Annotated in this window: 11 protein-coding genes, 1 pseudogene and 1 riboswitch; of the genes and pseudogenes, 4 read left to right on the top strand and 8 right to left on the bottom strand. The window is 32.9% G+C overall.

What is annotated here, in order from left to right; all coding sequences use genetic code 11:
• Positions 1 to 27 precede the first annotated feature (27 nt).
• A complete protein-coding gene (locus NSA01_RS02450; RefSeq protein ID WP_257479927.1) occupies positions 28 to 627 on the bottom strand; it encodes a cytidylate kinase-like family protein in 600 nt (199 codons plus the stop codon).
• A 187-nt stretch (positions 628 to 814) separates the two neighbouring features.
• Here NSA01_RS02450 and NSA01_RS02445 point away from each other — a divergent pair, with 187 nt between their 5' ends.
• Positions 815 to 1,264: a MarR family winged helix-turn-helix transcriptional regulator gene (locus NSA01_RS02445; RefSeq protein WP_257479926.1), complete on the top strand. Its 450-nt coding sequence runs from the start codon at positions 815 to 817 to the stop codon at positions 1,262 to 1,264.
• Positions 1,265 to 1,305: 41 nt separating this feature from the next.
• Positions 1,306 to 2,115 carry an alpha/beta fold hydrolase gene (locus NSA01_RS02440; RefSeq protein WP_257479925.1) on the top strand — a complete coding sequence of 270 codons (810 nt, stop codon included), beginning with the start codon at positions 1,306 to 1,308 and terminating at the stop codon, positions 2,113 to 2,115.
• A gap of 38 nt (positions 2,116 to 2,153) precedes the next feature.
• Here the strand turns inward: NSA01_RS02440 and NSA01_RS02435 are convergent, their stop codons facing one another.
• From NSA01_RS02435 to NSA01_RS02420, 4 genes are all read right to left on the bottom strand, one after another.
• Positions 2,154 to 3,593 (bottom strand): alanine/glycine:cation symporter family protein, encoded by a 1,440-nt coding sequence (locus NSA01_RS02435; RefSeq protein ID WP_257479924.1) that lies wholly within the window; start codon positions 3,591 to 3,593, stop codon positions 2,154 to 2,156.
• Positions 3,594 to 3,694: 101 nt separating this feature from the next.
• Positions 3,695 to 3,799: riboswitch (glycine riboswitch) on the bottom strand.
• A gap of 191 nt (positions 3,800 to 3,990) precedes the next feature.
• The gene (locus NSA01_RS02430; RefSeq protein WP_257479923.1) at positions 3,991 to 4,992 is read right to left on the bottom strand and encodes an asparaginase; all 1,002 of its coding nucleotides are present in this window, start codon (positions 4,990 to 4,992) and stop codon (positions 3,991 to 3,993) included.
• A 466-nt stretch (positions 4,993 to 5,458) separates the two neighbouring features.
• Positions 5,459 to 6,790, bottom strand: coding sequence for a sodium-dependent transporter (locus NSA01_RS02425; protein ID WP_257479922.1), 1,332 nt, complete (start codon positions 6,788 to 6,790; stop codon positions 5,459 to 5,461).
• A gap of 160 nt (positions 6,791 to 6,950) precedes the next feature.
• Entirely contained in the window at positions 6,951 to 10,367 is a 3,417-nt protein-coding gene (locus tag NSA01_RS02420) for an InlB B-repeat-containing protein (protein ID WP_257479921.1), read from the bottom strand.
• Positions 10,368 to 10,698: 331 nt separating this feature from the next.
• On the opposite strand from NSA01_RS02420, the gene NSA01_RS02415 reads away from it, so the two are divergent.
• Entirely contained in the window at positions 10,699 to 10,872 is a 174-nt protein-coding gene (locus tag NSA01_RS02415; protein ID WP_257479920.1) for a hypothetical protein, read from the top strand.
• 531 nt (positions 10,873 to 11,403) lie between these two features.
• Here the strand turns inward: NSA01_RS02415 and NSA01_RS02410 are convergent.
• A pseudogene (locus NSA01_RS02410) lies at positions 11,404 to 12,339 on the bottom strand (DUF1848 domain-containing protein).
• A gap of 170 nt (positions 12,340 to 12,509) precedes the next feature.
• On the opposite strand from NSA01_RS02410, the gene NSA01_RS02405 reads away from it, so the two are divergent.
• Positions 12,510 to 12,974, top strand: a complete 465-nt coding sequence (locus NSA01_RS02405) for a TspO/MBR family protein (RefSeq protein ID WP_257479919.1) — start codon at positions 12,510 to 12,512, stop codon at positions 12,972 to 12,974.
• Positions 12,975 to 13,231: 257 nt separating this feature from the next.
• Here NSA01_RS02405 and NSA01_RS02400 read toward each other — a convergent pair whose 3' ends face one another.
• Both NSA01_RS02400 and NSA01_RS02395 read right to left on the bottom strand, forming a co-directional pair.
• Positions 13,232 to 14,074 (bottom strand): class I SAM-dependent methyltransferase, encoded by an 843-nt coding sequence (locus tag NSA01_RS02400; RefSeq protein ID WP_257479918.1) that lies wholly within the window; start codon positions 14,072 to 14,074, stop codon positions 13,232 to 13,234.
• A gap of 261 nt (positions 14,075 to 14,335) precedes the next feature.
• Positions 14,336 to 14,845 (bottom strand): GNAT family N-acetyltransferase, encoded by a 510-nt coding sequence (locus NSA01_RS02395; RefSeq protein ID WP_257479917.1) that lies wholly within the window; start codon positions 14,843 to 14,845, stop codon positions 14,336 to 14,338.
• Between the last annotated feature and the right edge of the window lie 318 nt (positions 14,846 to 15,163).

Genomic DNA, 15,163 nt, shown 5'->3' with positions numbered 1-15,163 from the left:
CTTTCTTCTACTTTTATTTCTTTTTCTCTAGCCAATATATTCACTCTCCTTTATGTCAACCAAATCTTTGATGATTTTTACTGAAGTATCAAGTCCGAGATTACTATTGATTACCAAATCGTAATTCTGAGCTCTGCTCCATTTCCTGTCCGTTTGATAGTTATAATAAACCGCTCTCGCCTTGTCGGTTTTATGTACATATTTTTCTATATTCTTTTCATTTACCTTATAAACTTCTTTTACCCTACTCACTCTGTCCTCTTTTGGAGCATGGATAAATACTCTTATGCAGTTTTCTTTATGTCTTAAAATGTAATCAGCACACATCCCCACTATTACACATGGACCTTTATCTGCTATCTTTTTTACTATATCTCTTTCAGATACACTCACCTGATCTTCAATAGGAAGATTTTCATAACTGAAAGATGTATCATAAAAGAAACTCAATGGTCTTCTATTTTCTACATTCTTAATAAAATCGGACGCAAGCCCCGTTTCTTTTACCATTAAATTTATAAGTTCTTCATCATAGAAAGGGATATCCAGCATTTCTGCAAGCTTTTTACCTATTATACGACCTCCGGAGCCGTACTCTCTTCCTATGGTAATAACATAACTTCTCATAATCTACCTCCTAATGTTGGTATTGCAACTAATGTTATAAACAAAAAAACAGCTATTTCTACTGCTTTAGACTAATTTTAAGCTAATATGACATATTTGTCAACAAGCAAAGATAATATTTCTTGACTTTTTAGAATTATGATTATAATATAAAGGTTGCAAAGGAAACTATTATTTGGAGCCAACCATGAAAGAAAAAACAAAATTCAATATAATAAAATACACTTCAAAACTACATAGGAAATCTCAGATGTATGTAAACGAACAAGTGAAAAATTTGGATATAACAGGAGGGCAGGTACCGTTTATAAAAATACTCTGCGAAAATGGGGAAATCATACAAAATGAGTTCTGCAGATTTTTGGACATTGATAAAAGTACCGTCGCAAAGATGATGGTAAAACTTGAAAGCGAAGGATATATAATAAAAACAAACAATAAAACCGACAACAGATCCACGTATATAAAACCCACCGATAAATCATATAAAATATATCCAAAATTAAAAAGGATAGAACAAAACTGGTTTGGTGAAATCACAAAAGATTTTACGGATATAGAAAAACTGATTTTTTTTGATTTAATTAAAAAAGCAACCATCAATGCAGGAAGTTTTTTCTACAGGTGCGATAACTAAATCAATGCTCCTTTCATACAATAGTGTGAAAGGAGTTTTTAATGTTTTATGTAAAAGTAGAAAACAATGTAAAAATCGCGGTTTATGATCTAAACCCTGATGCATGTAAGACCGTACTGATGATACACGGCTGGCCCTTATCAAATAAAATATTCGAATATCAAAAACGCTTTCTCGTGGAATGCGGATACAGAGTAATAACTCTTGACTTAAGAGGCTTTGGAAACTCTGACGCTCCGGCATGGGGATATGATTACGACACATTGGCAAGAGATATATATAAAGTGGTATGCAAATTGAATTTACACTATTTCACTCTTATCGGATTTTCTATGGGAGGAGCAATAGTATTAAGATATATGAATAATTATGACGGATACGGAGTTGAGAAATTGATACTCCTTGGAGCTGCTGCTCCAAGCTTCACGAGCTTTGAAGGATTTCCTTACGGAGTAAGCAGAGATTCCGTAGATGAACTGATAAGACTGGCAAAAACAGACAGAGCAAAATTTTCAAAGAACTTCAGTGAAAAACTATTTTACAGACCTCACAGCGAAGAAATAAAAAATTGGTTTTATGATATTTCTCTTTCGGCTTCAGGTATAGGTACCGTAGAGACCGGATATTCACTGAGAGACGAACGCGGAATGGAAGACTTATGTAGTGTACGTGTCCCAACAGGGATATTTCATGGTAAAAAAGATGATATAGTACCGTACGAACTTGGAGTTATCCAGCACGAATATATAAGAGGTTCAAAGTTATTTACATTTGAAAACAGCGGACATGGTATTTTTTACGACGAGTTAAAAAAATTCAATCAGCAGTTGTTAAATTATCTTAGAAGTTAAAAAGAGTTCCCTTAAAGGAACTCTTTTTTATTTTAATTTTAGGCTGCCTGCTTCTTCTTTTTATTTTCTCTGTGCTTTCTTCTAATAAAATACTTCTTGGTTTCATATACAACGACTCCGCTAAGTGCGAACAGTGCGATCATATTAGGCAGAGCCATAAGCCCGTTGAATATATCCGCTATGGTCCATACAGCTTTAACGGTCATATAAGGTCCTATAAATACAGCAAAGATATATAGCCATCTGAAAGCTTTGATATATTTTACTTTACCTCCCGATAAGTATTCAAGACATCTTTCGGAGTAGTAATCCCAGCCTAATATTGTAGTAAAAGCAAAGAACACCAAACACATCATCAAAATAAATGACGATACCTGTGCAGGCAGAGGAAGTCCTTGATTAAAGGCATAAGTAGTAACACCTACCCCCTCCAAGCCGCTAACCTGCCATGCTCCCGTTATTACTATAGAAAGTCCCGTCATGGTACAAATCAGTATAGTATCTATGAATGTACCGGTCATGGAAACAAGACCCTGACGGACAGGTTCTTTTGTCTGAGCCGCAGCTGCTGCTATAGGAGCGGAACCAAGTCCCGCCTCGTTTGAAAATATACCTCTGGCAACTCCCTTTTGCATAGCTATTATCATACTTCCGACCACCCCGCCGGTAATCGCAGAAGGATTATATGCCCCTTGAACAATCACTTTGATCGCTCCCGGGATTGCAGAAGCATTGTATATCATAAGCACTACACATATCGCAATATAAATAACCGCCATAAAAGGAACGATTATCTGAGAAACATTAGCTATACGTTTGATACCTCCGATAAGTACAAGTGCAACACAAATACTAAGTATAAAGGATGCAATTATAACCGCCCATGAATATGTACCGATATGAGGGATAGTAACGCTCCATGACATGTTAGGGTCAAAGAAATTTTTAACAGCAGAAGTTATCCCATTTACCTGAGAGAACGTACCGATCCCGAAAAGACCTACGCACACACCAAAGAAAGCAAATATCTTTGCAAGCCACTTCCAGTTCTTTCCCATACCATGCTCGATATAGTAAAAAGGTCCTCCCAAAGTATGGTTATCCTTACTTATCACTCTATACTTAACAGCAAGAAGACCTTCCGCATACTTTGTCGCCATTCCGAAGAATGCCGCTATTTCCATCCAGAATAATGCCCCGGGTCCCCCGGCAGCTATCGCCGTAGCAACTCCCACTATATTCCCCGTTCCGATAGTTGCGGAAAGAGCGGTACACAAAGCAGCAAAAGATGTAACCTCACCGTCTCCTCCCTCTTCATTCTTAACCATATATTTTAAAGCCAAAGGAAGTTTACGAAGCTGTAAAAAACCAAGCCTTACAGTCAGCAAAATCCCTCCCGCCAAAATAAGTATAATAAGAGGCGTACCCCATACAAGGTCATCAACCTTTGTCAAAAATGTATTAATAATTCCCCACATAATTTTGATCCTTTCTGTTTTTAAAACAAAAGATAAAAAAAGAGCTAAATATAATCATACTTAGCTCCGAATAATAAACATTATTTAATATAAAAATAATCTTATTATACTCTGTCCTTTTGCCTGAGAGATTAATGTAATTTTAAATTTTAAATATTACATCTTGCACCTTCGGCACTCCTTAGAGATTCTCCAGAGCCACATCCGTTCATAGTCCTTATCCTAATGGACACCTGAGAGTTTTACTCCTTCGGTAAGGTCTGACCTACTTTCCTACAAACTTCTTTTGCTTAATTATTATTTGATTTTTATACACCTGTTTTATTATACACAAAATGACAATAAATTACAAAAAAATTAATAAAAAAAGTAAGGATTTATTTCCTTACTCTTTATATCAATCTATTCTTAAAATATCATGATTTATTTTTTTATAAAATAACTTCTTTATCTCATTAAAATCCTTCGTAAGGCTCGTTATCCACATGAGCTTTACAACCACCGATTCCGTAGTCATATCATACGCTTCCAGTACGTTATAATTTGAAACTGTCTTATGCCCGACTTCATACAGTTTTGCATCACTGCCTTCAAGCATTACCTGAGTTGAAAGAACTATTATCTTTCCTTTTTTGGTAATCATTTGAAGTTTATCAAAAAAGTTTCTTTTATCGTGAAAAGGCAGTCCGCCTACCCCATACCCTTCGATTACGATAACATCATAATTATCTGAGATATAATCAAGTATATCAGGCTCCATTCCCGGTATCAACTTAAGCAGAAAAACTCTTGAATCAATGGTCGTATGGAAAACTATATCACTCTCTTTTCTTTCCTTTTCGACATACTTTATTATCCTATTTTCATCTATAAAAGCCGCAACAGGATAATTTATACTTTCAAAGGCATTATAGCTCTTTGAGCGTAATTTTCTCGCTCTCGTACCAACTATCGCTTTCCCGTTGAATACGAGATATACTCCGTGAATATCATCATCACATGCGAAAGTAAAACTATCTATCAAATTTTTCTTTGCGTCAGTGATATCAGCATTTATCGGTTTTTGAGAACCTGTGAGTATAACAGGCTTTTTAGGATTTTGAATTAAATATGAAACAGCCGACGAAGTATATGCCATAGTATCGGTGCCGTGAGTTATTATAAATCCGTCATATTCTTCATATTTTTCTTTTATGCACTTTGCGATTTTTATCCAGTGCTCGGGCTGAATGTTCGTGGAGTCGACATTAAAAAGCTGTATATAATCCACACCACATATATCTTTTATTTCGGGGATATAAGATATAAGTTCCTCTGCGGAAGTATTTGGTTTCATTCCGTTTTTTGTCTTTATGGAAGCAATGGTGCCTCCCGTTGCAATAAGAAGTATTTTTTTCATTTATCTATCTCAAATCTTTGATTTTTTTAATTTTCTTCCGGCTCAGCTTGCAAAAGTTAGTGAAATATTTCAAGTTTATGAATGAAAACCGCAAGAGTTTCTATCCTTTGAAATTTATTGATTTCGGTATAAATTGACAACGACTCCCGTTATTATTGCTGTCACAATAATAGAATATATATTAAGAAGGAGCGACAGTATTTTAACTATAAGAACAACGGCAAGTATATCACAAAATCACACGATAGAAACAACACTGTACGAATACCACAGACCGGATACAACAGAAGTTATACCCGGTTAAAATTTATATAATGATAAGCTTATATTTATATAAAAACAAATACTATGAGTATCTTATTTGATTTCGTCCTTTTTAATAAAAATTTTAATTTTATTATATTATTATCCCTTAAAATAAATAAAATATATCCAATATACGGTTTATAATGTAATCTCCATTGATTTATCCTATGATTTTTGTATATATATTTATAAATCCGGTAACAGTAACTATCAATACAAGAACAGGGGTTATATATCTAATGCAGAAAAGCCATATCTTTTTAAGCTTAAAAGGATGTCCCGAAGCTTCCATTTCGTCTATCAGTTTAGTCGTATCCCATTTCCAGCCTACATAATAACACATAAATATACCCCCTAAAGGAAGAAGTATGTTATCGGTTATCATACCTATAAAATCAAAAAATGTGTAGCCCAGTATACTTACATCAGCCAAAGGACCGAAAGACAGCGAAGAGAATATCCCAAGGAAGAATATTACTACAGTCAAAATACCTATTGATTTCTTTCTATTCCATTTAAGACTGTCTATTGTGAAAGACGTACTTACTTCTAAAAGTGCAATAGCACTGGTAAGAGCCGCAAAAAACATTATAAGGAAAAATAAAAGTGCGAATATGCTCCCCCCGCTCATGGAAGCAAACACTTTGGGAAGAGTCCCGAATATAAGGCTCGGTCCCTGTCCGGGTTCAAGTCCGAATGAAAAAACCGCAGGAAAAATCGCTATACCTGCAAGTATAGCCATACATGTGTCAAGCAAAGCAACATTGAGGCAGCTCTTTTCTATGTTCTCTTTTTTTGATAAATAACTTCCGTAAGTAATGGTTATCCCCATACATAAACTGAGAGAATAAAAGACCTGACTTAGAGCAGTATTTATGGAATCAAAAGTAAAGTTACCGAAGTTGGGTTTAAATATAAATTTAAGCCCCTCAGACGCTCCCGGAAGAGTAAGCCCCCTTATGATAACTATAATTATCAAAACAAATAACGTAGGCATCATTATTTTACTTGCTTTTTCTATACCGCTGACGCCGAAGAAACAAATCACTCCCGTAAGAAGCATGAATATAAAATGCCAAATGATAGGCTCAACGGGACTTGAAATAAACGCTTCAAAGCTTTCCGGAGCATTGAATGTAGTTAGATAACTAAAGAAGTATTTTAACATCCATCCCCCGATGACACTGTAGTAAGAAAGGATTAAAAAAGCAGACAAAACCCCAAGTATCCCTACAATCTTTGCTCTTGGATTTATGATTTCATATGCCCTTACCGGATTATGTCTGCTCATACGTCCTATTGACATCTCCGTTATCATAACCGGTATACCCAGTATCAATATAAAAAATAAATATGCGAGAAGAAACGGAAATCCTCCGTTCTTACCCATTAAATATGGAAATTTCCATAGATTACCAAGCCCTATCGCAGCTCCTGCTGTCGCCAGCAGGAAACCGATCTTGCTTGCCCATTGATTGTTATTATTTTTCATTTTCGCCCTCCGAATTTTACACTAACATCTATTATACATAAACCGACAAAAAATGACAGTAAAACATCATAAATATATACATTTTTATATAATATTTAGTATTCCTTGAAGGGTAGGATTAATTCTAAAAAAAGACCTATAAAGATAGGTCTTTTCCGATTTATTTATTATTATTTAATTTGTTTTTTCTTATTATAAAGAAAATTGAGAGTATACTTATTATGGATATTACTATATACAAGTTAATGTTCGAAACATCATTTGTATTTGGATTATTTACATTAGTTTTATTTGTTTCAGAACTACCGTTTTTATCCTTATTTGCATTATTATTCTTATCTGAAACACTTCCCGAACCGGAAGATGACTTTATTTTTTTCCACCTTGCATATAATTCCAAATCACCGACAGTGCCGGTCTTGATTTGAGTTATCTTGCTTCCGCCTTTATTCGAAGTATACCATCCAAGGAATGTATATCCGTTCTTTGTTGCATCTGCTAAAATCATATTTTCGGATTCTATATTATATGTATTCGGATTGTTAAGAGAATTTACTCCACCGTTCAAATGATAATTGATGTTATATTCAATAACTTCAAATTCACCAACCACTTCAACATCTTCACCCGGCATTTTAAAAGAATATTTTTCGTCTGTTTTATTTGTTTCATTATCATTATATTTAAGACTTTTATCCTTTAATTTATACCCTTTATCCGCATTTATTACGATTTCTATCATCTGAGTTTCTGCTGCAAAATCCATATCCGTTTTAATCGTTCCATGTTCGGTTTCTTTGCATTTTATATCATAACCCAAAGCTAGCTTCAAAGTCTTATCTTCCTTGAGTAAAGCATACGGACTTTCCGGAGCAAAATTCTTTGCTTCAAAACCCAATTTAGGCAAATCGGAAACAAATATAATATCCCCATTTTTAGGTTTGTTGTTTCCTTCAAATTTTATATTTATGGGATTTTCTGCTTTTATACTTCCGTTCAAAATAAAAGGAAGAGTATTTAACAACAGGGAATTGTCAAAAACCATACTCGAAGCAATACCCTTGGAGGACACTGTACCGAATTCAAAATCCGAATCATCTATAGCTTTATTGAACTTTATACTGCTTGAATTATTTAATTGTAAATTTGCATTATCATTATTTTTATCTCTTAACAAATTAGGAGAGATATTCGAAGGAAAAGCTATATGAGAATTATCAAGTATCAAATCATCAAAATATCTGATTGTACCTGCATTCATTAATGAGTTCGATTTACCTTCGTTTTTGAGAGTAATAATGCCGTCTCCCCCAATCAATCCGCTGATATCCGAATTTGCACTGATTGATACAGAAGATAAACTCGCATTATCAAAATTTATATTAACGTTATTTTTAACACCAATATTATTTTTTGTTTCGACATATCCCGTTCCCTGACAATTTCCTGATCCGTAAACATTACTTACACTTGCAGAAAGCCCCTTGATATTAATTTCGCTGTTACCTACGGTAGCATTTGCATTATCGCTTGCAAAAGAATATCCCGCGCCGTAGATATTATTTACAGAAGCATTTTCACTTACATTTATTTTTACATTTTTATTTATTTTTGCACTGTCAGAAGAAGCTGCATAACCTCCTCCGTATACCGCTTTGGTTATATTTGCGTCCCCTTTGATATTTATAGTTACATTTTGAGCATCCGCACTTGTTTTTAAAGTAGGAGCATTTGCTCTCCCTGCTCCGTAAACGGTACCGATAGTACCTTTTGTTATATTTATGGTTACATCTTTTACATCTGCTTTTCCATTTGCCGTACTGTTTCCCGCTCCGTAAACATTTTCTATCGTCCCTCCGTCAATATTTATATTAACATTCAAAGCACCGACATTTGCGTCGCCCAGCCCCGGAGCACCTATCAAAGACCCTCCGCCATATAAACTTCCGATTTCTGCATTATCGGATATTTTAATACCAACATTTCCGTTTACAAAAGCATTTGGCTCGGTATTATCTCCGTGACCACCCGAAACCAGCCCACCTCCGCAGACTTCTTTAAATTTTCCTCCCGCAATTTCAATATTCACATCTTTATTTAGTGCTTTTCTCGAAGAAGCATATATTGAAATATCTTTACTTGAAGAATTTGTTGTAACATCTTTACCCAATGTAAGCTTATTGCCGTTGGATATAAGCTTTCTTTCACTTGATGAAAACAAAGATACATTATCTATGGTCAAATTTCCTGTTAAATTTAAGTCATCGTTTAAGCTAAGTTTGGGATTTATACCGCTGACACCTTTTATTGTTATATTTGCGGGAAGATTAATACCCTGCGGTATAGAACAGTCTCCGGCTAAATATAACGTTCCGTTAGTCTTTAACAGTGATAATCCGGCAGCTATACTTCCCGCGGAACTATCCTTGCTATCACCATTTCCGCTTTCTCCGTCCTTGATATAAATAACATCTTTCTTCATAGACTCGGGTATCGTTACTTCAACCGTCTGTTTATATTCTTTATTATAAACGGGAGTACCATAGCTTCCCGCTATTTTCCAAACTATTGTATGATTTCCGCCTATACTTGTATCTAATGTGGTTTCACTTCCTCCTGAAGGATTTAAATATGAAACAGTAACCTTTCTGATTGAAGTTAAATAACTGCTCCTTATCCAGGACGGGATACTTGAATTCGTATCGAATAAATCGGTCCCGTCTTTTAACTTACCTTTCAATTCCGGCGGTCCGCTAAAGGAGGAATTCATATCAAGAGGTCCCATCTGTACAGCTTCGAATGTCAAATCAGGCTGCTGTTCACTATAGTCTATCGTCCCCGAAAAACTATCTATAAAAGCCTTTGGCTTACCGCTGCTGAAGTCGATACAGTTTAACTTCAAATTGACATTGTTCAAATTAGTACATCCGCTGAAATCAAAATCTCTTATATAAGAGGAATTAAGAGCCAAAGTCGTAAGAGAAGAAGCATTGCTGAAATCTACGGTGTTTACCGTACATCCCGAAAATATCCCGTTCATTGTCGTTACTTTATCACCGTGATACGATACCTTTTCCAATTTCTTCATATTGTATAATGAACTCGAAGCTACACTTTCCAATGTATCGGGCAGTTCTAATTCTTTTATAGGTAAACCGTATAAAGAACCAAAGTTAAGTTTTTTAATTTCCTTTGGAAATTTAAAGTTCTCGATCTTTAATGTACCATTCAAGCCCAAAGCTGTATTATTACTGTAATCCATAGCATCATTGGTTGATTTTATGCCGCTTAAATCAATAGTAGTCGCGTTTGTCCACTTTTCATCCATGTAGGCAAAGTCATCACCGGTCAGAACCGCACTTCCGCTTACCTTAAAAGAACTGACACTGCTTGCTTGTGTAGAACCCAATGCAGATTTTGTCGCATTCTCCAATGAACCGTTGTTATATACTATATTTACACTATCTGCACCTTTTACATTTGAAAGAGTAAAGCAGAATATAATTAATACCAAACCAACTAAGAATACAATCGCATTTTTAATACTAAGTTTTTTTACAGAACTTTTTGAATCCATAATACCCCCTTAAATGATTTAAATATCTGATATTATACAAAATCGTACTTTTTGTGACAGAAAATGATAACGCAAAATTTCTACGATTTAGAACATGATAAATTTGATTTTGTAATAAAAACATATAAAATAAATAAAATTATAATATGTATTAATTATAACATAATACTACCAAAAAGTACACTATTTTATTGTAAACGACAATATTAAACACTTTCTGACATATACTATCAAAGATCTTTATATATTTTTAATATTTTATATATAAAGCATTACACTATCTTAATGCATGAACGGATATAATAGTAAATGTAAAAAGGAAGTGAAAAAAATGAAACATTTAAATTTTACTTTAAAGAATTATGAAGAAAGAAATATTATGATACATCCCTATATATCGTATATATTAGCTGCAATATGTATACCGAGCTTTATAATTATAGGAGTTATAATAAGCGTTACATTAATTATGTATCCATTATCCATAATATTTGGATGGGTATAATCATAAATTTCATTAATCCTTAAAGGATATAGACAAACTCTTGATTAAGATAATGTACGTATCATTTTCTATACAAAAAATTTAATTTTTTTAATCAAAAATATCAACTATAGTAATTTAAAATATAAATATATTTTACTAAATATGATATATAAACATTAAATTTTTTATCATATTAATTTTATTGTATATCTTAAAGAAAAAAAGAAGATAATTTATCTTCTTTCATTCAATTATTTATTATTTAAAAATAGTAATTTATAGCAAGTTCAAAACTTAAGAATATCACATTTAAATCAGCTAAAAATATTTATGAGGTGATAAAAAATGAGATATAAAAATTTAAATGACTTGATAGCATCAAGCTCCAGTTCCAGAAAATACTTCTTGTCTTTGCCTACTTCGGTACAACTTGGACTGCATGACCAAAACGATTATATTCATAGCTTGAACGATCTATGTACAAATGCGGAATATATATCAAAATCGGAATACATTTCAAAACCCGATTTACGTTAATATAATTCGTTATTACAGTAAGCTCATTTGATTTTCTTTTAAAGATTCAACTCTTCTTTCATATATTTTGTCACCTTCCCTTATTTTATCACATAATATTGGAGAAGCAACGTCATATAATTTAAGATTATCCACTACCATATTTTTACTATAATTAGCATAACAATATCTGCATCCGTTCAAACATGTATTATATGAACCAATATGAATGCTTTCCATACATCCGCATATAGGTCTTCGATTTTTATCTTTATTTGCTTTAATTTTACAGCCAATAATATTTTCAATCATGTCCTTATCTATGCAGTGACCGTGCCCTACTCCAAATTCACTTAAATCAATTTCTTCAGCACATGTTTCAATACTCATATCGTTTTTTTCTGATGTTATAGATAAATTTTTTGCAAAGTAAATCATATCGTCTTTATTTAGTTCATTCAAATTCAAATCTTTTGTATTTCTTATAGTCTTATCATATAAATCAATAAAACTTATAATTACCTTATTAGTATATCATTTTAAACTATTTGATATTTTTTCAAAAGCTCTTAAATGATATTCCTTGTTATATTTATCACTCAGTAAAATAGGGCCATATCTCCAAATTACGTTATCTTTTCCTATCTTATCGGATAATCTTTTAAATACAGCTATCAATTCTTCGCTCTTATCAGGCAAATTAGGCTCTATATCCTTCCCATAAGATGTCAAAGTAAATTGAAAATAATAATCATAACCGTTGAGTTCATCCAGCTTATCTATCATATTCTTAGGATTTTTAGTCCAAAAGACTATACAGTTCACTGCGTCTTTGGAAAGGCTGACTTTGCTTATTTGCTTTTTATTAAACGGATTTCTGATATACACATATCCGTCTTTAATCCTATTTATAAACCAATCGGAATAGTAACTTGGTATATCCGTCCTCCTGCTGGCACTTATGATCATTTTACAAACTCACTCTCTTATTTTTTAATATGATAACACATTTATCATTTACATTAATTCAATTTTCAAACATATGAAAATTAAAATCTTATTTCATATTTAAAACTATTATATTTTGGAATTAATTACATAAATTATAATAACGATATTTCTACATATAGGAGCATAAAATGAAAAACAATATAAAAACTTTGATAATATCCATACTTATACCTCTTCTAACGGGAGGACTTGCGGGGTTATTGACAAGTAAAAGCATGGTCATATATAAACATTTAAATCTTCCCCCACTATCCCCGCCGGGATTTATATTTCCAATCGTATGGACAATTTTATATATTTTAATGGGAATAGGAGCATATTTTATAATTATATCAGATTCAAGCACAAGGACAGAAGCTCTCAGGACATATGCCCTTCAGCTGGTACTTAACTTTCTTTGGACGATAGTGTTTTTCAATATGAGAAACTTCTTTTTGGCTTTTATAATACTGATTGCTTTATGGGCTTTAATAATAAAAATGATAATAACATTCAAAGAAATCAAACCACTGGCAGGATATCTGCAAATCCCATATTTACTTTGGGTCACTTTTGCGGGATATCTAAATTTTATGGTGTTTATTTTGAATTAAAATAAAAAAAGGATAAGTTTTGGGCTTATTCTTTTTTGTTTTAATCATATATATTAATAAATTTTAAGTAATAACTATACTACACTAAGTACAAATATATAATTCAAATATCAATTCTTTAAAAATTTCCTAATTCTCTATATATAAGTAATTAAAATACAAATTTAAATATAGATTGTTAATTAATAAAAAAATATATTATTTTAAAATATAACAAACCTTTTAACTGTAACAAATAAAGCCAATAAAACAGTATTCTACTTCCCAGCAACAGCGCAGATAGTTTCACTGGTGCCTGAATAAGACTTACCTGTGACATCATCATATAAATCAATATATCTAAATCCCGCATTTTTAATTTCGGAAACTATAGAATCTTTTGTATATACCTGATTCCAAATATTATAACATTCAATATTTTCTTCGGTTAGAATCAAATACTGTTCTAAAGTATTTAACGTTTCTTTATATATATAATTTCGCTGAATACACACATGTTCTTTCTCCGACCAAAAACCCTTTTTATTGTATTCAATAATTTCTTTCTCTTCAAAATCATCAATAAATTTCTTTGTAAATCCGTCTAAAATCAAAATGCCATCTTTCTTCAAAGCTTTCCTTGTTTTATTTAATATTACAGCTCTGTCTTTAGGATGTAGAACTCCTAAGTCACAGTAAATCAAAATCGCAATATCAAACTCAGCTTCATAATCTATATCCAAATAATTTTGATAATGATATTCTATATCCATACCCTTTTCTTTTGCATGCTTTTTCGCATATTCAATTGAACGTTTTGAAAAATCTACTCCTGTAACATTAAATCCTTTTTTACAAAATAGTTCATCATATATCCCAGGTCCGCAACCTAAATCCAATAACTTTTTATTTTTAGTGACACTTAATAATCCGCTGATCCAATCAGCTGATTTCTTTATAAACTCATGATTCCTGGTCGCACCTTCGGACTTTGGATTTAAATGCTCTTTTAACATATATTTAGAAATATTTTCATCATTCCAAAATGCTGATGTGCTCTTTTCATATACATCAGGTTTATTCTTTATGTAGTTTATTAGTTTTTTATTTGTATTGCTCATGGTTGAGTTCCTTTAAATCATTTATTTTAATTTTATATTTATTTATTAAGTAACACCACCGTCTCCACATGGCTCGGTTGTTCAACGAAAAACATACTCAACCCCTATTGTACAAGGGAATGGTGGAACGCACCTTTCCCCTTAAAATCTAGGGTTTCGAGCCTGTGATAACCTTGAATTTCTCTATAATTTGTATAGGCAAACAGGGTAAAGCTCTGTTCCTTAAACTTCATTTTTCATGTCATCCCTACAAACTGGAATTTATCGTTCAACCACATAACGATAATGTGGCATATCTACGCCTCTGTAATGCTTCATCCATGTGTCTTTTATTATCATTCCATTTCTTATGGCTACATTTTGAGATGCTATATTCGTGTCTCTGATAATGGAACACACTTCCGTTGCATTTAATGTTTCAAATGCATACTTTTTACACGCTTTTGCCGACTCAATGGCATATCCGTTATGCCAGTATGACCGCTCAAAAAGATAACCTACTTCAAGCACCTCGTTTTCTTTCCATGGCTGCATAGTAAGTCCACACTGCCCAATCATTTCATCGGTTTCTTTCAAGACAACAGCCCATAAACCAAAGCCCCATTTTTGATAACGTGCAATTTGCCTGTCAAGCCATTCGTGGACTTCATCATTGCTAAATGCCCCTTCATATGCATACATCGTATCTTCATCTTGTAGGATTTTACACAAAGCTTCAAAATCCGACTGTTCCATTTCACGCAGATATAATCGTTCAGTTTCAAGTATCATATTTATCTTTATCTCCTAAATTCAAATCCCGATTTGTCAATTTCACGAATAAACACTTCTATATAATCGACCCAATCTCAATATTCCTGTCTATCCAACTATAAAAATATCAAGGTTTTATGCTCTTTTCTAGGCAAATTTCGCAGTCTGATTTTCAATTCTAAAAGCCTTGAAAAGACCCTTATTCCAAGCCTTTTTCACACTTTTACTTATGTACTTTAGTCAACAAAACCACCGTCTCCACATGGCTCGGTTGTTCATCGAGTAACCTATAATCTCCCTACTGTATAAGGCAATCGTGGAACAGTCATTTTCCCT

It is taken from the genome of Anaerofustis stercorihominis (assembly GCF_024623185.1).
In the GTDB taxonomy this organism is placed as follows: Bacteria; Bacillota; Clostridia; order Eubacteriales; family Anaerofustaceae; genus Anaerofustis.
The sequence above is the reverse complement of the archived record's forward strand: the minus strand, read 5'-3'. Positions and strand labels throughout refer to the sequence as shown.